The organism is Methanothrix sp. (assembly GCF_024518575.1).
Classification (GTDB): domain Archaea; phylum Halobacteriota; class Methanosarcinia; order Methanotrichales; family Methanotrichaceae; genus Methanothrix_B.
Genome location: NZ_JANIHG010000003.1, coordinates 1 through 22190, shown reverse-complemented (window position 1 = coordinate 22190; position 22190 = coordinate 1). Strand labels below are relative to the sequence as shown.

At 55.0% G+C, this 22190-nt stretch carries 21 protein-coding genes; 9 read left to right on the top strand and 12 right to left on the bottom strand.

All coding sequences use genetic code 11. The features are described 5' to 3' along the window. Nucleotides 1–56: 56 nt before the first annotated feature. From cofH to NQU42_RS01200, 3 genes are read right to left on the bottom strand one after another with little or no spacing between them, the layout of a single operon-like run. Nucleotides 57–1118, bottom strand: a complete 1062-nt coding sequence (gene cofH / locus NQU42_RS01210; RefSeq protein WP_296608363.1) for a 5-amino-6-(D-ribitylamino)uracil--L-tyrosine 4-hydroxyphenyl transferase CofH — start codon at nt 1116–1118, stop codon at nt 57–59. Beyond that, complete coding sequence (locus NQU42_RS01205; RefSeq protein WP_296608362.1) at nt 1102–1581, bottom strand: hypothetical protein; 480 nt, start codon at nt 1579–1581, stop codon at nt 1102–1104. Before NQU42_RS01205 ends, cofH begins: the two co-directional genes overlap by 17 nt. Then, entirely contained in the window at nt 1574–2482 is a 909-nt protein-coding gene (locus NQU42_RS01200) for an RsmB/NOP family class I SAM-dependent RNA methyltransferase (protein ID WP_296608360.1), read from the bottom strand. The genes NQU42_RS01205 and NQU42_RS01200 overlap by 8 nt, the downstream gene beginning before the upstream one ends. Before the next feature lie 260 nt (nt 2483–2742). On the opposite strand from NQU42_RS01200, the gene NQU42_RS01195 reads away from it, so the two are divergent. Continuing rightward, nucleotides 2743–2979 carry a hypothetical protein gene (locus NQU42_RS01195; protein WP_296608358.1) on the top strand — a complete coding sequence of 79 codons (237 nt, stop codon included), beginning with the start codon at nt 2743–2745 and terminating at the stop codon, nt 2977–2979. Between the two features lie 249 nt (nt 2980–3228). On the opposite strand, the gene NQU42_RS01190 is transcribed toward NQU42_RS01195, so the two are convergent. The 3 genes from NQU42_RS01190 to NQU42_RS01180 form a co-directional block, all read right to left on the bottom strand. Next, nucleotides 3229–4227 (bottom strand): NAD-dependent epimerase/dehydratase family protein, encoded by a 999-nt coding sequence (locus tag NQU42_RS01190; RefSeq protein WP_296608356.1) that lies wholly within the window; start codon nt 4225–4227, stop codon nt 3229–3231. An 85-nt stretch (nt 4228–4312) separates the two neighbouring features. Then, nucleotides 4313–4876, bottom strand: a complete 564-nt coding sequence (locus NQU42_RS01185; protein WP_296608355.1) for a HemK2/MTQ2 family protein methyltransferase — start codon at nt 4874–4876, stop codon at nt 4313–4315. Between the two features lie 102 nt (nt 4877–4978). Next, nucleotides 4979–5470 (bottom strand): M48 family metallopeptidase, encoded by a 492-nt coding sequence (locus NQU42_RS01180; RefSeq protein ID WP_296608353.1) that lies wholly within the window; start codon nt 5468–5470, stop codon nt 4979–4981. Nucleotides 5471–5597: 127 nt separating this feature from the next. Between NQU42_RS01180 and NQU42_RS01175 the strand changes: the two genes are divergently transcribed. From NQU42_RS01175 to NQU42_RS01165, 3 genes are all read left to right on the top strand, one after another. Continuing rightward, a complete protein-coding gene (locus NQU42_RS01175) occupies nt 5598–6458 on the top strand; it encodes a hypothetical protein (protein WP_296608351.1) in 861 nt (286 codons plus the stop codon). A gap of 107 nt (nt 6459–6565) precedes the next feature. Then, a complete protein-coding gene (locus NQU42_RS01170) occupies nt 6566–7675 on the top strand; it encodes an inositol-3-phosphate synthase (RefSeq protein ID WP_366069959.1) in 1110 nt (369 codons plus the stop codon). 225 nt (nt 7676–7900) lie between these two features. After that, complete coding sequence (locus NQU42_RS01165; protein ID WP_366069979.1) at nt 7901–8188, top strand: DUF211 domain-containing protein; 288 nt, start codon at nt 7901–7903, stop codon at nt 8186–8188. Here NQU42_RS01165 and NQU42_RS01160 read toward each other — a convergent pair. Further along, complete coding sequence (locus NQU42_RS01160) at nt 8185–8466, bottom strand: signal recognition particle subunit SRP19/SEC65 family protein (protein WP_296608348.1); 282 nt, start codon at nt 8464–8466, stop codon at nt 8185–8187. The genes NQU42_RS01165 and NQU42_RS01160 overlap by 4 nt on opposite strands. A 313-nt stretch (nt 8467–8779) precedes the next feature. Here NQU42_RS01160 and NQU42_RS01155 point away from each other — a divergent pair, with 313 nt between their 5' ends. The 5 genes from NQU42_RS01155 to NQU42_RS01135 all read left to right on the top strand — a co-directional run bounded on the left by NQU42_RS01155 (nt 8780) and on the right by NQU42_RS01135 (nt 13598). Next, nucleotides 8780–9055: a hypothetical protein gene (locus NQU42_RS01155; RefSeq protein ID WP_296608345.1), complete on the top strand. Its 276-nt coding sequence runs from the start codon at nt 8780–8782 to the stop codon at nt 9053–9055. A 173-nt stretch (nt 9056–9228) separates the two neighbouring features. Further along, nucleotides 9229–9630 (top strand): hypothetical protein, encoded by a 402-nt coding sequence (locus tag NQU42_RS01150; RefSeq protein WP_296608343.1) that lies wholly within the window; start codon nt 9229–9231, stop codon nt 9628–9630. 54 nt (nt 9631–9684) lie between these two features. Next, nucleotides 9685–11418 (top strand): glycine--tRNA ligase, encoded by a 1734-nt coding sequence (gene glyS / locus NQU42_RS01145; protein ID WP_296608341.1) that lies wholly within the window; start codon nt 9685–9687, stop codon nt 11416–11418. After that, the gene (locus NQU42_RS01140; protein WP_296608339.1) at nt 11415–12032 is read left to right on the top strand and encodes a hypothetical protein; all 618 of its coding nucleotides are present in this window, start codon (nt 11415–11417) and stop codon (nt 12030–12032) included. Before glyS ends, NQU42_RS01140 begins: the two co-directional genes overlap by 4 nt. Before the next feature lie 117 nt (nt 12033–12149). Further along, nucleotides 12150–13598 (top strand): pentapeptide repeat-containing protein, encoded by a 1449-nt coding sequence (locus tag NQU42_RS01135; protein WP_296608338.1) that lies wholly within the window; start codon nt 12150–12152, stop codon nt 13596–13598. Nucleotides 13599–13694: 96 nt separating this feature from the next. Here the strand turns inward: NQU42_RS01135 and NQU42_RS01130 are convergent, their stop codons facing one another. The 5 genes from NQU42_RS01130 to NQU42_RS01110 all read right to left on the bottom strand — a co-directional run. Further along, nucleotides 13695–18773, bottom strand: coding sequence for a PAS domain S-box protein (locus NQU42_RS01130; RefSeq protein WP_296608336.1), 5079 nt, complete (start codon nt 18771–18773; stop codon nt 13695–13697). A 31-nt stretch (nt 18774–18804) separates the two neighbouring features. Next, complete coding sequence (locus NQU42_RS01125; protein ID WP_296608334.1) at nt 18805–19416, bottom strand: cyclase family protein; 612 nt, start codon at nt 19414–19416, stop codon at nt 18805–18807. After that, complete coding sequence (locus tag NQU42_RS01120; RefSeq protein WP_296608333.1) at nt 19417–20043, bottom strand: hypothetical protein; 627 nt, start codon at nt 20041–20043, stop codon at nt 19417–19419. Nucleotides 20044–20200: 157 nt separating this feature from the next. Continuing rightward, entirely contained in the window at nt 20201–21490 is a 1290-nt protein-coding gene (truD, locus tag NQU42_RS01115; RefSeq protein ID WP_296608331.1) for a tRNA pseudouridine(13) synthase TruD, read from the bottom strand. Continuing rightward, nucleotides 21491–22190: TrkA family potassium uptake protein (locus tag NQU42_RS01110; RefSeq protein WP_296608330.1), on the bottom strand; the 700-nt coding region annotated here is incomplete at its 5' end.

Here is a 22190-nt window from a genome sequence, read left to right as displayed (position 1 = left end):
ATACTGAGCTCGAGGTCGGCACCAAGATTCGAGGGATTTTTGCGCACGCCCAGATATCAGCAAATCTTCCTGTACAGCGTGTCCCGCTGGACAGGTATCCTCCCATGCCTCTTTATCAGATCCTTGAACTCATCCGGTGACATGTACTGCCCCTCGCTGGATCCTGCGCATCTCGATATGTTCTCCTCCATGAGCGTCCCGCCGAGGTCGTTGGCTCCCCATTCCATTGCGGCTCCTGCGACCTCCCTGCCGAGCTTCACCCAGCTCGCCTGGATGTTCTTGATATGCGGATAGAGCGCCACCCTTGCCAGTGCATGCATCTTCAGGTTCTCAAGGATATCCGGAGTCTTCGCGACCCCTCTGAGCTCCGTGTTTCCCGGGACGAAGGGAAGCAGCACGAACTCTGTGAACCCTCCGGTCTCCATCTGTATGGAGCGGATGATCTCCAGATGGCTCAGCCTCTCCTCGAAATTCTCTATGTGACCGTAGAGCATGGTCGATGTCGTTGGTATGCCCATCCTGTGTGCAGATTTTATGATAAAAGACCATTCTGCTGTGCTGAGCTTATCAGGGCATATCTGCCGCCTCACAGAGTCGACCAGCAGCTCAGCAGCGGTTCCTGGCATCGAATCCAGGCCGGAATCTCTCAGAGCGCGGAGCGCGTCCCTGATATCCACGCCGGAGGCCCTCGACATGTGAAGTACCTCCATTGGTGAGTAGGCATGGAGATGCATCGAGGGATAGCTGGACTTCAGTACCTCAAGCATCTCGCAGTAGTCCTCCAGGGTCAATCCTGGCGCCAGCCCGCCCTGGAGGCAGATCTCCGTGGCGCCCATCCTCTCAGCCTCCTCTGCCTTCCGGAGGAGATCCTCATGTGTAAGGATGTAACCATCTTCCTTCCTGAATGCGCAGAATCTGCAGCTTCCAACGCATATGTTTGTGAAATTGATGTTCCTGTTTATGACATAGGTTATCTCTCTGCCGCAGCACTTCTCCTGCAGCCGGCGTGAGAGGGAGAAAAGCCTCATCGGGCTGCGCCAGAGGGATCGCATCAGATCGCGGTCCAGCATCGCGCGGTCTGGAGATTCGTATTTGTAGGATTCACTCTGAGCATTCATGATGCGCATCCTCAGGCTGTGCATATCTTGATGCGGATCTATCATCGATCTCAAGAATCCTGCGCTCCCTTGGGAGCTGCGAGATCAGCCTTCCGGGCGTGTACAGGCCGCACCCCATCACAGAGCCCATGTGCGTGACGACCACGTAACCTCTATCCACCTGCGCTCTCAGCTCCAGGCTCTCGCCCGCGAAGAAGCGTCTCGCCATCTCATCATCCAGATCGATGACGTTCTTTCTCGCATGCCGTCCCCAGAGCTGGAGGGCGTATGTTGTTGGCTTCCACGGGCTCTCGCGCATCGATATAACCCTCATCCCAATGCTCTCGCATCTGAACGGCGGGATCTCTGGGAGGCTGAACGCCCATATCATTCTGCCGCGTCTGAAGAAGCTGAATCCCTCGAAGACATCTTCAGGGATTCCAAACCTCTCCACCCACATCGATACCACTGTATCTTTATTCACCAGCTGAAAACCTTCTGCGGAGCTTCGCGACAAAGAATCCCCCCGTGTCGTTCTGATGCGGATAGTACCTTCTGCATTTCAAGAGCTCCTCGCCGTAATCAACTCCATTCCAGGATACAAGACCCGGGCTTGATTGGAGTCCTGGGATTGTGAAGCTCTCCAAATCAGCGATATCGAGCACCCTCGAGACGACTCCCTCGTTCTCCTCAGGCGCGAATGTGCATGTCGAGTAGACGATGACACCGCCAGGCCTTGTGAGCTCTATCGCCCTGCGCAGGAGCGATACCTGTAGGCTCTGGAGATCCATGCTCCTCTTCACAGAGCATCTCGCGATCACTCCAGGGTACCTTCGAGCGGTGCCCTCGCTCGAGCATGAGGCGTCAACAAGCGCTCTGTCGAATGTGTACTGAGGGAAGCGCCTTCCATCATAAGATGTGACCACAGCGTTGACCGAGCCGAGCCGCTCCAGATTTGCTCTCAGCGGCACGATGCGTGCAGAGGAGCTGTCGTTCGCGACCACCATCCCCCTGTTCGACATCTGCATGCTGATCTGCGCCGCTTTTCCTCCGGGCGCTGCACAGAGATCCAGAACCCGCTCGCCTGGCTGCGGGTCGAGGACCAGCGGAGGCAGCATTGAGATCTCCTCCTGTATGTGGATCAGCCCCATCTGAAACTCCATAAGCCTTCCCGGCCTCTCCATATCGAGCCTCAACCCGAGCGGATACCATCGCATGCGCTCATACCCGATCCCAGCGCGATCAAGCCTGGTTAACAGCTCTTGGACCGAGGTCTTCAGCGTATTTATCCTGACGGTCACAGGCAGCGGCCTGCTCATGAAATCCAGGAATGTACTGAAATCAGGTATTATATCGCGGTACCTCTCCAGGTGCTCATGTCCCATGTTTGGGTGGTGGATGTTTATCGGCAAAATATCTTGGCCTTTACATATCGAATGGTGGCCTCGATCCTCTGGGCTACCTCTAACAACATGCGACCACGAAGATCTTTGTTTGTATCACGGGATTCACGATTCTGCCTGATCTCTTCAAGTGAATCAGCGATCTCTTTCAGATTCCACGGGAACAGAGATGATCCAGACGCTGACGCCGCACGGGACGAAAGTTTGATATTCAGCCGCGACCCATCACGCATGGTGGTCTGATGAAGTTCAAGGAGTGGACCCGGCCGATCAGGAAGTTTGATGATATATACTACACAATCGAGAGGATTATCTACGGAAGGGGCAAGCTGAGCGGTTTTACATCAGAGGATATATACAACAACCTCCACGATAAGCGCTTCTTCAGGGATGCGGCAGATCTCCACAATTATCTTCTTGCCAAGGGCAAGACATACAGGATAAGGCCCAAGGACGGCGGCTGGGAGAGGATCTGGTAGATCTCATCGCCCGGCTGAAGTTTGGCGGGCATCCACAAAATTTTTGGTACGGTTGAACTGCTGTGTTGGATAACTTTTTCAGAATTCCATCTCTAGGCATCGATTCTTGGTTAATTTCCATCTTTACCCCTAATGGCCTTCCGGTTACGAATTTCAGGACTTATCCAACACAGCACGGTTGGACCGGATATGCAAGCGCAGGTGACATCTGGACATCGATAATTGGCTCTGCCAATGTGATTCGCTGAATCACATGGATCGGCCATCTTTTCCTGGCTGCGGCATCTCGCGGATCTCCCTGAGCAGCGATTCTGCGGCCCTGGCCACGGCCTCTCGTGAGCTCAGCCTCGGCCTCCAGCCGAGCTGTCTTATCGCGTCTGTTGACAGACACATAAGCTTCACATCTCCCTTCCAGCCCCTCCCGTCGATCCCGCCTGTGAATCTGTACCTCACGCCGTCCAGACCCATCGCTTTGACGACTATATCCGCGATCTCCCTGACATCTACAGTGTCCTGAGAGCCTATGTTGTATATGTTCACCTGCTCGTCCGCATGCTCAACGCAGTGGATCATCGCATCCACGCAGTCCCTGACATCGAGATAGGACTTACGCTGCGCTCCTGATCCGAGGATCTCGAGCTCGTTCGGGTTTGTCCTGAGCTTTCTTATGAAATCCACGATCACGCCGTGATTCCCGCGCTCTCCCACTATGTTCGCGAAGCGGTATATCCAGGCCTGCATATCGAAGGTGTGACAGTACGATGATATCATCGCCTCGCATGCGAGCTTCGACGCCCCGTAGAGCGATATCGGCTTCAGCGGGCCGTAATCCTCTGGCGTCGGTATGATCTTCGCCTCACCATAAACAGTCGATGTGGAGGTGAACGCTATTCTCCTGACCCTCGCCCGGCGCATCGCCTCGAGAAGGTTGTATGTGGTGAGGGCGTTCTGCTCGAGGTGGACCCTTGTATCGGTCTCGCCCACTGCCACAGATGGGTTGGCAGCGAGGTGGAACACAATGTCCTTGTCCTTCACAGCATCATAAACCTCCAGCCTGTCGAGCAGATCTGCCTCTATGAGCCTGAAACGCGGATTGGATTCGTGCGCACTGAGATAATCCCGTTTCCCCGTGCTCAGATTGTCTATGACTGTAACCTCGTTGTGTTTTATCAGTGCATCGACAAGATGAGATCCTATGAACCCTGCGCCGCCAGTTACCAGAATCGACATATCTCTGAGTATGGGCATGCTTTGAGGGTACATGGGAGGTGTGATATATCTTTTGGAGATTGGCAGGTGTGATTGAATCTCAACCGGCCTTAGGCCCATGTCTTTATCGTAAAGCTGAACTTCTGAGCTTCAGAACGTACAGCTCCTCGAAGAAGTATCTCTCCCTGGCCACGATCTCTGTGGTGAAGCCCGACGCCCGGGCGAGCTCCATGACCTCCTCAAGCCCAGTGAGGGATGATATGAGCAAGAGTATCCTAGCTCGCGGGCTCATTACATCACTCACGCCTTTCAGAAACCTCGCTATCACCTCTCTCCCATCAGCTCCGCCATTGAGCGCCGCTGAAAGCCAGTGATCCTCCGTTAGATCCGGGTCAAGCTCGCTCTCCTCCGGCAGGTATGGCGGGTTGAAGAGAATGAGGTCGAATCTCGATCTTATCCCATGAAACAGATCCGCTCTGACCGCGGGTAAGCCGAGAGATGCCGCAGCCTTTACAGCATGAGGGTTTATATCCGTGGCAAGTATGCTCCTCACCCTTCCAATCAGAGACGCCGATATCACCCCCGAGCCACAGCCGATCTCTATGACAGAGTCGTCGGGCCTGGCCTCAGAGGTCGCAGCACGCATGAGGAGATACGTATCCTCTGATGGGGGGTACACATTCACCATTCTTCCGCCTCGGTCTGATATTCTGTATGTCAGCCCATCCCAGCTTTATCAGCAGTATGGCACTGAGGTATTCACGATCCGGCTGCACATGCCTAAGCGCATTCACGCCTCCTTCTTCCCCCTGCACATATCCATCGCCATAAGGAATCCGCGAGCCCTCTCAGCTAAAGGATACCTGTTCACCAGCGACCTGAATCGCGGCCCGTGGTTCGGCTCGATCATGTGCGCGAGCTCGTGCACGATCACGTAATCCTCCACCCAGACCGGCATGCTTCTGAGTCTGGAGCTTATCCTTATCGTGCCATCAGATGGTGTGCAGGATCCATATCGCCTCTCCATTCTATCTGAGTATGAGATGCTCTTCCAGGAGACTGCACCTCCAAGGTACTTCATGTTGAGCTGCCTGGCCCTCTGCTCCAGCTGGGATTCATCTCTTGATCTCCTCCTCTCCACCCTGCTACTGAACCTGGCGATGTGCGCTTCGAGATCCCTATCGGAGATATCAGCCGGAGCAAGGACCTCTATCTTGTCTCCCCTGAGCCTAATCTCGATGGTCTTCTGCCTGCGTTTTGAACGCCTGATCTCAACATCCAAGACCGATCACCCCAGTTCTGCGATGTGCGGGCTGTGAACTCATATCTCCGTGAGGATTCATGCGGGGATGCATCCTCCAATCTTCTGTGTGGCAGCTTCATATACCTAAAATGCTCTGCTAGGAGTTATGATCCACAGGGGCATGAGAACTAAGGGCGGCACGATGCCGCTTGAGACACAGGAGAAGGTTGATGCTCTTCTCGACGAGTTCGTCGGCTTCGTCAATGAGATCTCAGATTCGAGACATCTGCAGCGCGGGATCGCGCGATCATCCCTGCCATGCAGCATCGTGGTCGTTCTGGACCGCAGCAAGCTTCTTGTCATCGCGCAGTTCAGGCCCAGCAACCTCTCATCGATGTACATCTCAGCGGAGCACCTCGAGCTCGCCGCAGACCAGGCTCTCTCAAAGGCGAGCTGGGAGTTCGGCTTCGAAGACCCCTTCCTGCTCCAGTTCCCTGCGGATATGCTTGATATGCCATCTGCGGATCGCGCAGATGCGCTGAGAAGGATAGCCGAAGAGCATGTCGATTCAGAGTTTCTCCGCTTCATGGGCATGCTCAGCATGCTCAGACTGAGGCCGGCCTTCGGACCCGCGCCATACGTCCTGGAGAACAGCTGCGCGATCCTTTCTCCCGCGGGAGGGGATGGGGTATACGATGAGGTCGCGGAGGCTCTCGATAACCTCAGGGTCCAGCCGGTGCTGCTCAGAGGCATAACAGGGACAGAGATCGCCCTCAGGCAGGCATGGCGTGCGATATGCAGTTCAAGACTGGTCATTGCAGATCTCACAGATAGAGACGCAGATGTCATGTACGGCCTGGGGATGGCACAGACTGTTGGAAAACCAGCTCTGATAATCCACGTGGAGGGAGAGCGCCTGGCACTCCCTGGACATACGCTCCCGTACAGCCCGTCTGATATGCAGTCCATGAGGTCGAATCTCGAGAGGGCGCTGAATGATCTTCTGGGGCCGGTCCTCAACCTATAAAAGGATCTCTGAAGCTATACATCATATAGAGTTATATACGTCTACCTAAATAGCGTGAGTCGGTCTCAGAGTTCCAGCTTCCAGGGATTCCAGGAGGGGAATAGGTATTGAAAAAGATTAGATTGGCAGTAGCAGGGGTGGGCAACTGCGCGAGCTCTCTGATCCAGGGCATTGAATATTACAAAAACAGGAGCGCAGAGGAATGTGTTGGCCTCATGCACTACGACATATGCGGTTACAGACCAGGCGACATAGATGTCGTGGCAGCTTTCGATATCGATGCCAGGAAGGTGGGTCATGATATAAGCGAGGCCATATTTGCCAGGCCGAACTGCACCAAGGTTTTCTATCCAGATGTTCCGTACAAGGGTGTCGAGGTCAGGATGGGCCCGGTGCTCGATGGCGTGGCGCCGCACATGATGGATTACCCTGAGGAGAGCACATTCGTCGTATCTGATCAGCCGCCATGCGATGTCCGAAGGGAGCTTGAGGACAGCGGCGCTGAGATACTGATAAACTACATGCCTGTGGGATCTGAGAGAGCGACGAGGTTCTATGCGCAGGCTGCCCTGGATGCTGGCGTTGCTTTCATAAATTGCATGCCTGTCTTCATAGCGTCTGACCGCGAATGGGCGATGAGGTTCCAGGAGAGGGGCATCCCTGTTGTAGGGGATGACATAAAATCGCAGATCGGTGCCACAATAGTCCACAGGACGCTGGCAAAGCTCTTCATGGACAGAGGCTGCCGGCTCGACAGGACCTACCAGCTCAACGTCGGAGGAAACACAGACTTCCTGAACATGCTCAGCAGGGACCGTCTGAGATCGAAGAAGATATCCAAGACGGAGGCTGTTCAGTCTGTCCTGGATGCGCCTCTTGATCCTGAGAACATACACATAGGGCCGTGTGATTACATACCATGGCAGAAGGACAACAAGGTCTGCTTCCTGCGGATGGAGGGGAGGATCTTCGGGGACGTCCCCATAAACCTGGAGCTGAGGCTGTCTGTAGAGGATTCGCCCAACAGCGCAGGCTGCACAATCGATGCGATAAGGGTATGCAAGCTTGCGATCGAGAGAGGCATCGGCGGACCCCTGCTGGAGATCTCATCCTACACGATGAAGCATCCCCCTGTCCAGTACCCGGACGAGGTGGCCAGAGAGCTCGTGGAGAGGTTCATAGCAGAGTCGAAGAGCGTGATCGAAGCAAAAGTTTAGCATTTCTCTGCCATTCCCCTGCCTGGAATGTGTAATGGAAGAGATCTGTACTTGTGGATGATTGCGATCCGAGAGATCTATCCGATATTCAAGTTTCGATTATATAATTTTGCAGATATAGCTAACAGCGTCTCTCAGGCAGAAGGTCAGTGGAAGCAATTACACGATCGCGATCCGAGTATGCAACGTTTTTAATGTATACGATCGATCCAGAATTCGGGAGGTATTACGATAAGACGCATAGTTCTAGATGTGCTGAAGCCGCACAAGCCCACCATCATAGAGCTCGCGAACGTGCTCAGCAATCTCAAAGGCATTAAGGGGGTCAACATGAGCATCTTCGAGGTAGACAGGCAGACGGAGACGGTGAAGGTCACCATCGAGGGGGACAACATAGACTACCTCGCCGTGGAGAAGCTCATCCAGGAGTTCGGCGGCGCAGTTCACAGCATAGACCAGGTCGTCGCTGGCAGGGAGATGGTGGAGGAGATCGATACCTGCCAGGAGCCTTAGGATCTCCTCCTCTTCAGCGCCCTCGCTATGCTCCTCAGCGTCTTAGTTTTGCTGCCCTTCTTCAGGACGAGCACCCTGCCGGGCTGGTCGTACCAGCTCTTGGGATAGCATTTCTCCCGCTCCACCACAGGATCCAGGCCCAGATCCGCGGAGACTCGGAATATGTCCTCCAGCTTCGGATTGCGCACCGCATCAGCTGTGGCGACCCTTCGGCCCTGATCCCTGCTCCGCTCCAGATCAAAGTAAGCCGGCCATATTACTAGCCGATCCCCAGGCATGTGAGCAGCTCTATCCAGTATCCACTTAAGCTTTTGGGCAATTATGAATTACAGGCCATAGCCTGTATCATTGTGTATCATTGCGGGTCGATATCATGGCTGACCACTCTGCAGACCTGCAACCCACTCTTTTGGCAGCAAGGCAGTCTCAAAACCGTGCCAGAACCCGACTGCAATATGTGCAGTGCATCAGAGTTACAGGATGCTTATGCGAATATGGGGCTGCTGGCCATTCTGAGAGATGTTCGATAAGAGCGCAGATCTTCACTCAACTCGCGCTCGTGCATGTAGAAGCCAACCGCGATTCTGAGAGATGTTCGATAAGAGCGCAGATCTTCACTGGCACAACAACATGCATCTTTATAGTGGTGGTTGTATACACCATTCCATGGAGATGTGGAAGATCCTGCTGATATGTCTCCTTATGCTGCCTGCATTCTTTGCCCTGAACTACCTGGTGGTTGTCTACATGGCTAGAAGCAGAAGGGAAAGGGAGATGAGGGTTGAGAGGTTCGTCGGGGATTCTGTGGGCAGGGACTACAGAGCTCACAGATTCGTCACAAGAAGATACAGACCGCGGAGGAGATAAGCGTGCTGCAGGAGAGTGGGCTCGAAATAACCGAGTTGTCTTAAAATCAACGTTCACGGGCGTGTTCACCGTATGAATTATGGTGGCCCACATCTTCTGTCTCAATGGTGAGATATCATCAGGCTGCAGAACTGCAGAATTTGTATGGATGCAGATAACAGGGGTTTCAGACCATGACCAGCATCAAGAATGCGCCGAGAACCGCGACCACGATCAAGGTGAGATCGAAGCCGGAGTACATGATAAGCAGATCGAGGGATCCGTATCACGAGCTGATGCTGCGTTTATTCAAGGACGAGACGACCGCGATGAGGGGCAGGAGGTTCCTGGGCATCGTCGAGGAGAGGATGCGTGAGGGAAATCCGCTGAAGACGAACGAGTGGGAGAGCATGATCAGAGAGCTTGGAATAAGCAGGTCGGCATTCTATGCCATGAGGAACAAGCTTCTGGGTGCAGGCCTGATCTCCATAAGAGGAGGCGAGTACAGGCTATCAGGAGCCTTCAGCAAGGATCTAGTGGACATGGCGAGATGGTGGTGGACCGCTGTTCTCGGAAACAGCCTGGAGAACCTCTAGCCCAGGATAAAGGTTAAATTATCAAGTGCGATCCTACCATCGGAGGATTTTGGTATGGACAGGTACGAGCAGGTGACCGAGCTGGCGAGAAGACGTGGCTTCATGTGGCCGTCCTTCGAGCTCTACGGTGGTGCTGCGGGCTTCTACGACTACGGTCCTCTCGGGGCCAGGCTGAAGAGGCGGATAGAGGACATCTGGAGGAGGTTCTTCGTAATAGGAGAGGGGTTTGCAGAGATCGAGTGCCCGACGATAGGCATCGAGGAGGTGTTCAAGGCATCCGGCCACCTCAGCGGCTTCTCAGATCCCCTCACAGAGTGCAAGGAGTGCAAGGAGATCTATAGAGCGGACCATCTCATAAAGCACATCGTGGAGGTCCCTGACGCGCTCTCCGCGGAGGAGATCTACAGGGTGATGAGGGAGAACGATATCACCTGCCCAGAGTGCGGTGGGGAGCTCTCTGAGGTATACGAGTTCAACCTGATGTTCAGAACCGCGATCGGCCCTGGCAACAGGCATCCTGCCTACCTCAGGCCTGAGACGGCGCAGGGGATGTTCATAAACTTCCAGAGGCTTCTCAGGTACTACCGTGATTCTCTGCCGTTCGGCGCTGTCCAGATCGGGAGGTCCTACAGAAATGAGATATCTCCGAGGCAGGGAGTGATAAGGCTCAGGGAGTTCAGCCAGGCCGAGGCAGAGGTCTTCATAGATCCCAGGAGCAAGCGGCACCCGCGATTCTCCGAGGTGAGGGATCTCCGGCTGAGGCTCTACTCCCGGGAAGCACAGGAGCGCGGCCAGGTCGAGGAGATGAGCATCGGAGAGGCCGTGGAGCGCGGAATCATAGCACACGAGATCCTCGCATACTTCGTCGCAAGGACCTATGAGTACCTGGTGGCTGTTGGCGTTGACAGAGATCGCCTTCGGTTCAGACAGCACAAGGCAGATGAGATGGCGCATTATGCCGCTGACTGCTGGGATGCTGAGGTCCTGCTCGACCGTCTCGGCTGGATAGAGATCGTCGGCATAGCAGACCGCACGGATTACGATCTCAGGTCTCACATGGCGCTGAGCAAGGCGAACCTGAGCGTTTTCGTCCACTACCCCGAGCCCGTCAGGCGCAAAAGGATCGCTGTAAAGCCTGATATGAAGGCGCTGGGGCCGAGGTTCAAGGGCAGGGCAAAGGCGATAGCAGAGGCCCTCCAGTCGATGGATCTCTCGAATCTTAAAGATGATACAATAAAGGTCACCGTGGACGGCGAGACGTACGAGATCGAGAGGAGTCTCGTATCTGTGGAGGAGATCGAGGAGGAGATTCGCGGCGAGGAGGTGGTGCCGCATGTCATCGAGCCCTCCTTCGGGATAGACAGGATCCTGTACACAGTGCTCGAGCATTCTTATCATGAGGAGCATCTCGAGGATGAGGCCCGGGTGGTCCTGAGGTTCCTGCCCGGCATATCCCCTGTGGATGTCGCTGTTCTCCCCCTCATGGACAAGGATGAGCTGATCGAGCCTGCAAGGAAGATCTTCGATGCGTTCAGGAGATGCGGAATGCTCGCGGAGTTCGACACATCAGGATCCATCGGGCGGAGGTACAGGCGGAACGATGAGATCGGGACTCCGTACTGCATCACCATCGATTACCAGACTCTCGAGGATGGAACGGTCACAGTGCGGGACAGGGACACGATGCAGCAGATCAGGATTGGAGCTGATAGAGCTGTTGATGTCATCAGGGATCTTCTATCCGGAGCTCTCTGCTTCTCAGAGGCCGGCGCACCTGTAAAAGCATGATGGCCGCTGAGAACTGGCGCTATTGCCTGATCAAGGAGATCAGAAGGAAGTCCATACATCTCACCGGCCTGTCTGTGCCAATCCTCCTCCTCAGTGTCGGCTGGCGCATAACGGTTGGGTTCGTCGCCACAGCTCTTGCTGTTGCAGTCGTTCTGGAAGCGCTCAGGCTCAAAGGGATGATACGGCTTCCTGAGGTTCGGGAGAGCGAAGAGGGGCGTGTGGCAGGCTATTTCTTCTACATATCAGGATGTCTTCTGACTGTGATTCTCTTCAGCGAGATGATCGCAGCTCTCGCCATACTCATGCTCTGCATAGGCGATGCAGCCAGCGGCATCGTCGGATCTGTGGTCGTGGGATCAAACGTGCGCGATTCCAGTACCCCGAGGAAGAGAAAACCGAGGATCGTTTCAGCGGCAATGCTCTCGGTATGCATGCTTCTCGGCTTCCTCTTCTCCGGCGTCACGCACCTTCCACCACATGTATATCTGGCAGGAGCTGCAGGCGCGACCATTGCTGACTCGGTGCCGATTTTCGTGAAAGGCAGGTCTGTGGACGATAACTTCACGATACCTTTGGTATCAGGCGCCCTGATGACCGCAGCATCGATGATCTGAGCGGGCCAGCCGCAGTACCATATCTTTCGCTACTGCACATCCGGATCTATGTGAAACTGCGAGTTACTGCTGCACATTCCGCCAGATTTAGATATGTAGCCTGTCAATTTACAGAAGATGATCTTACGGCTCAGGAGCTTGATTCTTCTGTTTCTGCTGATCAGCACACAATCAGACTCGTCGGCAGTTACAGTCGCGGCTGATGAGATCAGGCAGAAGGTGATATCTGGAGAGCCTGTTATGCTTGATGGCGTCACGGTCTCGGGATGCCTGAACCTCTCCGGAATAGAGCCGCGGATTGTGAGGAGGGAGTTTGTTATCACAAACTCGGAGATCGGCGATGCAGATCTCAGCGGACTGGAGTTCAAGGGGGATGTGAACCTCACCGGCACACGGATCGGCGATATGAATTTCGCATCATCTGTGTTCTCCCAGGGCGCGTTCTTCGATCTGATCGAGGTCTCTGGGGATGCCAGCTTCGAGGGCGCCCAATTCAAGCGTGATGCGAGCTTCTCCGGAGCCGCGTTCTCAGGAGCTGCTGAGATGAACCACACAGTCTTTGACGACTACGGGTACTTTGCCGGCAGCTCGTTTCTTGAGGGTCTGCACATTTCCAGCTCCTCATTCCAGGGGTTTGCGGATTTTTACGGAGCCCGGATCTCCGGAGATTTTCTTTGCCTGATCACAAAATTTGGCGACGGGGCCGGCTTCATGAATGCGGAGTTCAACGGAGACGCGAACTTCGGCATGTCGAGCTTTGCGGGATACACATCCTTCGATGGGTCTGTGTTCAAAGGTGATGCGAACTTCGCCCTCACAAGGTTTGATAAGGCTGTTTACCTAGGCGATATGACATTCGAGGGAGATGCGATCTTCGGGCTGGCACAGTTCGAGGGTCTCGCAAACTTCGCAGGCACTCATTTCATGGGCGATCTCAACCTGAACAGCGCGAGCATCGATGCATTGATTCTGGACAACACCACATTCGGGAGCGCATCGAGGATAAACCTGAAGGGCGCTGAGTTCAGGAGGCTCACAGCACCCTGGTCCCACATAAAAGATCATATCCTCTACGACGGTGCAACATATCTGGCTCTGGTCAAGAACTACCAGGGGCTGGAGTGGTTTGAGGATGCAGACGACTGCTACTACGATTACAGGAGGGAGGCGCAGCTCAGAAAGCCTCTCGGCTGGGGAAAGATCATCGATTACCTCGCATGGATAACATGTGGGTATGGGGTCAGGCCGAGCTACCCCTTCCTGTGGTCGATCGTGCTGATGGCATTATTCGGGATGGCCTTCTACCTCGGAAAGGGAATCCGCCGGCAGCCTGCAGCTCGAGAGGAGAATCCGGAACATCTTAAGGAGGCCGCGCCAACTGAGGGAACACCAGCATCACTTCATGAGAGCATTTACTTCAGCGCGCTGGTGTATCTCTACTCCACAAGCAGCGTGGACTTCAGGCCCTCTGGCATCTACAGGTACCTTGTGATCCTGGAGGGGATCCTGGGTTGGTTCTTCCTCTCACTGTTTCTGGTGAGCCTTGGCAGGGTGATGATAAGGTAGCAGGCGTACAAACGGGTGCTTTGGGTACAGGAGCCCGCATGTGAGCTGATGCTGAACAGATGGCGCGTGCGATTCCACCTGTGCTGGCAATAGATCTCACTTTGCAATACTCTCAAGCTCTCTCCTGACCCTCTCGAACTCCTCATCCAGAGCTCTCAGTTTCTCCCCCACACCATCAAGCTTTTCTTCCCTTCCGAGCGCCTCAATCTCCGCGCACATCCTGGAGAGACGATGCGCCCCTATGCTCGCGCTTGCCGACTTCATGCTGTGAGCTGCCCTGTAAAGAGCGTCTGGATCATTCCTCTCAAGGGCCTGGTGCATCGATGCGATCCTTGATGGAGCGTTGCTTAGGAATATCGCCCCCAGCTCTGCCACCACATCCGGCTCGCCAGCCTCCTGGAGCTCTCTGAGCCTGGAGAGAGCCGAACGGTCAAGAGCACAACCATCCTCCACCCTCTCGATCGCTGCCTTCAGCTTCTCCATCGTCACAGGCTTGGTTATGTAATCGTCCATTCCCGCTGCTATGCACCTCTCCCTATCACCATCCAGGGCATAGGCTGTTATCGCCACGATACATGGCCCTTCATATCCCTGCATCTCCCGTATTCTCCGGGCCGCCTCCAGGCCGTCCATATCAGGCATCTGTATGTCCATGAACACGAGATCGTAATCGCGATGCTCGAGGGCGCTGAGAACCTCAAGACCGTTACGAGCGGTATCTGCCTTGTAGCCGAGATGTGAGAGCATCATGAGTGTTACCTTCAGGTTCACAGGGTTATCCTCAGCGACAAGTATCCTCAGGTCGCTCCTCCCGACCTCCTGAGGTGCGATCAACTCCTTTGATTCCCCAGCAATGGCGCTGATCATCGCTGAGATCATCTGCGAGTGCTTCACAGGCTTCGGGATCGCCGGAATCTCCGGTGAAATATCTGGATTCAGCAGATCCGTGATCGCGAGAACCCATGTGCCTGGCAGAGCAGATTTTATCCTCATGATATCGCTGCCTTCAGCAGATTCTGCAAGCACAAAATCGAACTCTCCCTTCAGAAGAGATTCGTCGAGGCAGGGCGCATCCAAGACATCGATATTATAAGAGAGGAGCAGCGTTTTGAGCGCATTTCTGGCGGTATCGTTTCTGTAGATCAGCAGGGCGCGTCTCCCCTTCAGCAGGTCGCTCCTTTCCTGCGATTGCTCTGAGACCCCTGCTTGTATCGTGAAGTGGAAGGTCGAGCCCTTTCCAGGGAAGCTCTCAGCCCAGATCCTGCCGCCCATCATCTCAACAAGATGTTTGCTGATCGCAAGACCCAGACCTGTTCCGCCGTACCTCCTTGTGATCGAGGAGTCGACCTGGCTGAATGTATGAAATAGGCGGTCCATCTTCTCCGCAGGAATCCCTATGCCGGTATCCCTGACGGAGAAGTGGAGCTCCGACAGACCTTCATCCATATGCCGGCAGCTCACCCTCAGGAAGACCTCTCCCCTCTCTGTGAACTTGATCGCGTTCTCAAGAAGGTTGATCAGCACCTGTCTGAGCCTTGTGACATCGCCCAGAACCAGCTCCGGCACATCCTCATCTATGAGATAGATAAGCTCGATCTGCTTCTCGCTTGCTTTTACGGACAGAATATCAATGCATGACTCAACGCATTCCATGATGTTGAAGGGGCTCGAATCGAGCTCTAGCTTCCCCTCCTCGATCTTCGAGAGGTCTAGTATTTCAGCGAGCATTTCAAGTAACACATTTCCGCTGCTCTGTATCGCGCTGACATACGACCTCTGCTCCTGGGTGACGCCTGTTCTGAGCAGGAGCCCTGACATGCCTATGATCGCGTTCAGGGGGGTCCTGATCTCATGGCTCATGTTCGCAAGGAACTCGGCCTTCGATCTCGCAGCCTCCTCAGCAGCCTCCTTCGCTTTTCTGAGCTCCTCAGCCGCCTTCATATCCTCAGTCACATCCTCGAAGATGCCCAGCCTCCCGAAGTACCTCCCGGATCTATCCCTGATATCCGTCGCTAAAACCCTTATCACCCTGTCATCTGATGTCCTGATCTCGATCTCAGCATCATCGGTGCTATCGTATATTTCTTGGAGGGACTCTCCAGCATCCGGATGCACCAGACGTATCCGAGAGAAGAGACCGCTGCCATCCAGCCTTCCAGCTCTGAGATCCTCCTCGAGATCCTCAACGCCCAGAAGCTCGCAGAACCTGTGGTTGAGATAGAGAGTCCTCTTTGTCGCTCTGTCGAGCACATAGAATCCAAAGGGTATGCTCTCCGTCATGGATCTCATCAGGAGTTCGCTCCGCCTGAGACGCTCCTCGGCGAGCCTCCTCTCGGTCGTGTCCCTCTGTATCGATACCCAGTGGGTGACCTCGCCTCTCTGATCCCTCACAGGGAAGATGTTCAGCTCGACCCAGAACATCGAGCCATCCTTCCTGTAGTTAATGAGCTCCTGGTTCACGGGCAGCTCCTTCCTGACCGCCTCCAGGATCTCCAGAGTCCTCGATCTATCGGTCTCTGGCCCCTCAAGAAAATCAGGATACCTTCCGAGCACCTCCTCTCTCCCGTATCCTGTCATCCTGGTGAATGCATCGTTCACGTAAATGATCTTGGGCATGCCGTCAGATGGATCAGGTGCGGCTATGACGATCGCATCGTTGCTGTTTACCACTGCGGACTCGAGGAGCCGCATTCGCTCAATGGCATCATTTTTCGCCACCGCCTCGCCTATGGTGCTGGCAGAGGCGACCAGGATCGAGACCTCGGCATCGGTCCATACTCTTTCGAAAGTTGTATCATCGATTCCGACGAAACCCCAGAACCTCCCGCCCACCGTGATCGGGACGATGAGGATGGATAGAACGCCATACGGCTCAAGGATCTCTCTCACAGGGGATGGAAGATCACGCACAATGCCCTTTATGACCTTGCCAGAGCTGAGGAGCTCGTACCATCCTGGGAACCTGCTGTACGAGAGACTCCTGAAGATCGGATCGTCTATCCAGCTTCTGATTCCGTCCCTGCACCACTCGAACCGCAGGCAGAGCTGTGGCTCACCGCCCTCATGGTTCTCGAAGACGTAGACGCGATCCACATCTGAGATCATGCCCAGAATCTGCATCGCCTCGTTTATCGACGACTCATAGTCATCTCCAGAGAGAAGGCTGCTTATAGCAAGAGCTGAGCCGGCAAGAAGATGGTCTCTCCTGAGCAGTTCCATCTCGGCCATCCTGCTCTCGGTGATGTCCCTCATCGACTCGATCGCGCCCACAAGCCTGCCATCGCTGTCCCGGAGGGGAGAGGATTTAACCCAGAGATATGCACCGCGGCCGTTGTAGAGCGACGGAACATAGACATGGGCGTAGAGGGTATCGCCCTTTCTCTCAAGATTCTCATACAGGGATGCGATACGCTCATCGTATCTCATGACAAGATCTATGAGCATCGGTCTCCTGCATCCATGGAATGGCATGGCATAGATGAAATTCCCTTTCCCCAGCACCTCGCTCTTCGGGATCCCTGTCATCTCCTCCATAGCCTTGTTCCACGCCATCACATTTCCATCTGAATCTATAACAAGAGTTGCATCCGGAAGGAACTCTATTATCTCGAGAAGCCTCTGGTTCGTTGATTCAAGCCGTTCCTTTGCGAGCCTGAGCTCTGTTATGTCGTTTCCGACACACAGAATCTCGAGCTCTCCGCTCTCAGAGACGACCGGCTTGTTCGTCCAGGCCACCCAGACGCGCTCTCCACTCTTTTTTATATTCTCATTCACATTCGTCCTGTAGTTCTCCGGGGATTTTAGTATCTCCGCGATCATCCCCCTGAGATCCCTTCCCGTCGACTCTATCTCAGGGACGAGCGTGCCCATAACGCACTTCCCCAGGATCTCGCTCTCCGAGTAGCCGAAGAACCGCTGGGCGAACTCGTTGATGAACCTCACGTTACCTCTTCTGTCCAGCCGCAGGATTATGCTGTTAACGCTCTCGACGAGCTCCCTGTACCTCTCCTCGCTCCTGCGGAGGTTCTCCTCAGCTGCGCTTCTCGCTATCGCGCCGCCTATGCTGGCCACACCAAGCATGAGTATGGATATCTCGTTCCAGCTCCAGGATCGCTCGCGCTCGCAGTCCTCGAAGCCTATGAACCCCCAGAACCTGTCGCTGATGGTTATGGGAAAGATCAGGACGGATCGCGCGCCGCGGCATTTCAGCATATCCCTCTCCTGTGGAGGCATCTCGTCCACTATCCCATGGACAGGTCTGTCTTTCAGGAAACGCTCGCGCCACCGCGGCAGCTCATCGTAGCGAATCCTATCGTCAAGGCTCGCGGGGACGCTGCCCCTCTCCCACCTGAACCTGAGCACGGCCTCATCCCCGGACTCGCTGTTCTGATATACGTAAACACGATCGACATCCGCTGCAGACCCGAGGAACTCGAGCGCGTTCATCAGGCCCGTCTCGAATCCATCCACTGTGAGGAGCTGGTTTGCAGCCATGGCGACGCCAGCTAGGAGCACATCCCTCTTCTGGATCTGCTCCTCTTTCTCACAGGGGGATAGGATCACGCACAGAGTTCCATCGCCCTCGACCGGGCTGAACCTACCCCTCATCTGGATGCTCGAGCCGTCGATGGATCTGTATGCCTGGACGCTCTCGGTCTCCCGGCTCACAGCGTGCCTCAGGAGCTCATCGATCTCCTCCCTGTCCTGCTCCATTATGTCATAGAGTGAGAGTGACTGGACCTCCTCAGGAGGGTACCCCAGCAGCTCCTGGAAGGCCGCATTTGCATCGAGGATCCTTCTGCTTGCAGCCTCCACAAAAATTATAGCATCGCTGCATCTGTCGAGCGCGGTCCTGTACCACCGCTCCTCTCTCCCCTCCTCAAAGGAGCCAGAGATGTCTGAGATGACCATAAGCCCCGTGGAGCCGTCGGCATCCCTGAGGGGAATAACAGAGAGGGGCATCTCAGAATTGGAGCTGCCTATCCGCGCCCTGATCCTCGAGGGAGCATCAGATACAACTGCAGAGGCAAGGGAGTCGCTGCATGATGCCCCCAGGAGCTCATAGATGGATCTGCATCTCGAAAGACTTCCTGATAGCATTTCAGCGGTCCTGCTCAGGTATCTGATACGACCTTTATCATCAAATACATACACTGCTGGTTGATCAGCATCCATACCATTCCCTCATGAATTAGATTTGGAGAGCTCAGCGGATCCACTGATGCCACTCAGCCGGAGCCAGGATGGCTCTCACCGGAGATGCCTCAGCGTCCTCGATCTTGAGCGGCATCCAGAGAAGTGTGTGCATGCCGGCCGGAACGCCCTCGAGAGAGAGCCCCTCGAGGATCAGTATGTCATTCGATAACAGCGTCCTGTGCACAGCACCATCCTCTGAGCTGTCCACTGAGAGCGCATCTGTTCCGATCAGTTTTAATTTGAGATCCACACATGCTCTGGCAGCGCTCTCTGAGATCCGTCCCATGAGAGATCCTGTTCTGAAGATGACGCCATCTGCGAGAGGGTCCAGATGCGATAGATCCCCGTAATCCACGACAATCCCGGTGTCGATGAGATCAACAATCATGATCAGCCTCTCTATGGGTATCTCATGAACGGATCTGCCGCCTCTGATAAAATGTGAAGGGGCGTCGATGTGCGTGCCTGCGTGGGCGCTGAGATGGAGAGCTGAGAGCGTGTACGGATCTCCCCATTCCAGGCTTTTCAGCACATCTCTGGAGAATCCCGGATCTCCTGGATACACAGGCAGCCTGCTGCTCATCGTATGTGTTACATCGTAAATCCTTAGATGAGAGAGCATCTATCCCATCATCCCCATGCCGCCAGCTCCGCCCATGTTGATGCCCGGCGGAATCACGCCCGCTGCAGGAGGCACGAGGTGCGCCAGGGAGTGGACATCTGTGTACCTGCTCTGTCCGCCCGTTGCCTGCGTCCCGGAGGAGGATGATGTGTTATCAGATGTGATTGAGGACTCGGTACCGATCTCTGGCTGCGCCTCCTTGACAGGCGTGTACCCAGAGGTATCCGGATTTATCAGGATCGCCTCAAACTCACCGCTCTCCGCGTTCCCGATGTGGTCAGCCCTGTAGAATGTTCCGCGCATCTCCTCGTCTGTGCAGCTGCCGATCAGTTTTATTTCAGCGAGACCCCCCTCTCTCAAGAGCGTGATCGTCAGCTCCAGGGAGCTGCTGTTCGCCGACCCCATAACAACGCCGTTCCAGGACTCCTCAGAGGAGCTGGCGGATCCGAAGAGCTGCCCCTCGAACTGGTGGAGGACCATGGTCACTGCCTTCTGACCGAGCGAGACTCTCCATATGCCCTCGAGAGCAGGCTGATCGGCGGTTACGTTCTGGGCCAGCCCTCCGCATGTGAAGAAAAACATGAGTACGAGCAGAAGGGCCGCATGAGACCAGTGGCATCTGAACATAGATATCAGGTCTACCTGCTAATATTAATATTTGTTATCGCGTAGCCGGGATGTCGGGTCCGGCTTGCGTAGTGAGATCAGCAAATCTGGCATTAAATCAAAGTGCACTGGTCTTCCATCTATCATGATATCCGCACCCCATGTGATGCATCAATTGCTATCCCTTATCCTTCATGTACTCTCTCAGCACAACAGTGGCATAGGATCCGGCTGGCAGGGAGAACTGAATGCATACGCTCGCCTCTCTTAAAGCAAACATCGGATCGACCTGCAAAAGAGCAGGTCTTCTTGCGCCGCGTGAGCCCAGATCCGGAAAGAGAGCGACTGAGAAGCTCTCCCTGGATATACCCTCAGATTCCAGGATCTGGCGCTCGATCTCGCCCTGCTCTCCATCAGCGAGCTCTGTCTCGTATCCGATGAGAGGGAGGGTGACAAACGCGCGTCTTCTCTCGAACAGCCTCCTCACTGCCTCGACCTTCTCAGCTGTCACTTTCTCCGTCCTGCTCACGTCTGGCATCCCGTTCCTGGAGAAGCAGACGATGTCTCCCTCCACCGGCTCGAATGATAGGCATCTCTGCAGGCGAGCGCTTAGCATTCTGTTAAACAGATACGACTGGTATGCGTGAACGAACATCCTCCTCAGGTTCTCGGGGAGGACCCTCAAAGCGCCTGCATGATCCCCGGGATTGGATACCAGATGGTTAAGCATTGCCAGCTCGTATGTGAGATGTCTCGGGTATCTCCTGAGCGCGGATCTGACATCCCTTGACTCCCAGAGCTCCTCGCGTGCTGCTCTCGTCCCCTCGGGCTCATCAGGAAATGGCATCGCGAGATATGTGAAAACAGCACGCTCCAGATCTCCCCTTATGATGGCCTCGCCGACAAGATGCGTCACAGGCCTGGTCTCGCCGAACCTCTGCACACCGAAGTAGTTCGGAACGCCGCCTGTCTCTGAGATCTCAGAGGTTATGCGCTCCATGCGCTCCCTCGCTGAATCCGTATCGACAGCTAGGTCTCGTATCACAATCCTGAAGCGGTTACCCCTCAGATCGCCAAGGCCGAGAGGCCTGTTTGTTCTTCCAAGAACAGAGATCCTGAGATCCGGGATTCTCAGATCACTCAGGGCCTCCTCATCGATATTCATGATCGCCATTCTCTGCCTCGTGAGAGCCCTCTTGTCCTTAGTGCCTGCGAAGCTGATCCTCCTCTGGCTTATCCTGAGGGCCCTCGAGATCTCTCTTATGAGCTTGTGCGTATCCCAGTCCCGCTTCTCAACCTCGATGACAAGATACCTTCCGCCCTCGTAACGATCATCATCGAAGATCTCCTCCACAATGAAATCCTCCGGGACCGCGCGTATAACCCCGCCGATGCCTGGAGTCCTTGTGACGTAGATCTCCATGCCCAAAGCTTTGTCTCGTTCAGGCGCCGGAAGAATTGCCTGCATCTATCCTCCATCCCCGAAGGTCCTGCTGAACCTGTCCATCGATCCCGGCGGTCCGAGGAGCACCAGCACATCTCCCGGCAGGATCTCGGTCTCTCCTGAGATGCTCAGTACCGGATCACCTGCCCTATCGATCGCCACAACAGTGCAGCCGAAGCGCTCTATGAGCGCCACCTCCCTCAGAGTCCTGTGGGCCATCGCAGATCTCCTGCGAACCTCATACCTCCTGAGCTCCAGCCCCTCGTGGAGTATCGTCAGATCCTCGCTCGCAGGTGTGACCATGGTGAGAAGCATCTTGCTCGCGACCAGCGGCACCGATGCCACGTAGTCAGCTCCGGCCCTGTAAAGCTTCTCTGTGGAGAGGAGATGGTTTGCTCTGGATATTATGAACGCACCCGGGTTCAGGTTCCTGGCGACAAGTGTCGCGTATATCGCATCATGATCGTTGTTCAGCATGATCATTATGCATGAGGCGTCCTTTATGCCGGCCTTGATGAGCACATCCTCTGAGTAGCCATCGCCCTTGACATGCTCGAACCGGTCTGTGGCCAGATCCCGCCTGTCCACAACCACAGGCCTGATCCCATGCTCGCACAGGAGCCTTACCAGCCTCTGTCCCACGTCACCATACCCCACGACGAGAAGCCTCATGCCCCTATCATCTCCAGCGCCCAGCAGCCTGAGACGCATGAGCTGCTCGGAA

Excerpts from the sequence above, each read along its gene's own strand:
- NQU42_RS01140 (WP_296608339.1), top strand. The coding sequence starts at position 11,415 with ATGATGGCCGCTGAGAACTGGCGCTATTGCCTGATCAAGGAGATCAGA.
- NQU42_RS01150 (WP_296608343.1), top strand. The coding sequence starts at position 9,229 with ATGACCAGCATCAAGAATGCGCCGAGAACCGCGACCACGATCAAGGTG.
- NQU42_RS01155 (WP_296608345.1), top strand. The coding sequence starts at position 8,780 with ATGTTCGATAAGAGCGCAGATCTTCACTGGCACAACAACATGCATCTT.
- truD (WP_296608331.1), bottom strand. The coding sequence starts at position 21,490 with ATGCAGGCAATTCTTCCGGCGCCTGAACGAGACAAAGCTTTGGGCATG.
- NQU42_RS01190 (WP_296608356.1), bottom strand. The coding sequence starts at position 4,227 with ATGCCCATACTCAGAGATATGTCGATTCTGGTAACTGGCGGCGCAGGG.
- NQU42_RS01120 (WP_296608333.1), bottom strand. The coding sequence starts at position 20,043 with ATGTTCAGATGCCACTGGTCTCATGCGGCCCTTCTGCTCGTACTCATG.
- NQU42_RS01160 (WP_296608348.1), bottom strand. The coding sequence starts at position 8,466 with ATGCCTGGGGATCGGCTAGTAATATGGCCGGCTTACTTTGATCTGGAG.
- NQU42_RS01185 (WP_296608355.1), bottom strand. The coding sequence starts at position 4,876 with ATGGTGAATGTGTACCCCCCATCAGAGGATACGTATCTCCTCATGCGT.
- NQU42_RS01175 (WP_296608351.1), top strand. The coding sequence starts at position 5,598 with ATGATCCACAGGGGCATGAGAACTAAGGGCGGCACGATGCCGCTTGAG.
- NQU42_RS01135 (WP_296608338.1), top strand. The coding sequence starts at position 12,150 with ATGATCTTACGGCTCAGGAGCTTGATTCTTCTGTTTCTGCTGATCAGC.
- NQU42_RS01195 (WP_296608358.1), top strand. The coding sequence starts at position 2,743 with ATGAAGTTCAAGGAGTGGACCCGGCCGATCAGGAAGTTTGATGATATA.
- cofH (WP_296608363.1), bottom strand. The coding sequence starts at position 1,118 with ATGAATGCTCAGAGTGAATCCTACAAATACGAATCTCCAGACCGCGCG.
- NQU42_RS01200 (WP_296608360.1), bottom strand. The coding sequence starts at position 2,482 with ATGGGACATGAGCACCTGGAGAGGTACCGCGATATAATACCTGATTTC.
- NQU42_RS01125 (WP_296608334.1), bottom strand. The coding sequence starts at position 19,416 with ATGCTCTCTCATCTAAGGATTTACGATGTAACACATACGATGAGCAGC.
- NQU42_RS01130 (WP_296608336.1), bottom strand. The coding sequence starts at position 18,773 with ATGGATGCTGATCAACCAGCAGTGTATGTATTTGATGATAAAGGTCGT.
- glyS (WP_296608341.1), top strand. The coding sequence starts at position 9,685 with ATGGACAGGTACGAGCAGGTGACCGAGCTGGCGAGAAGACGTGGCTTC.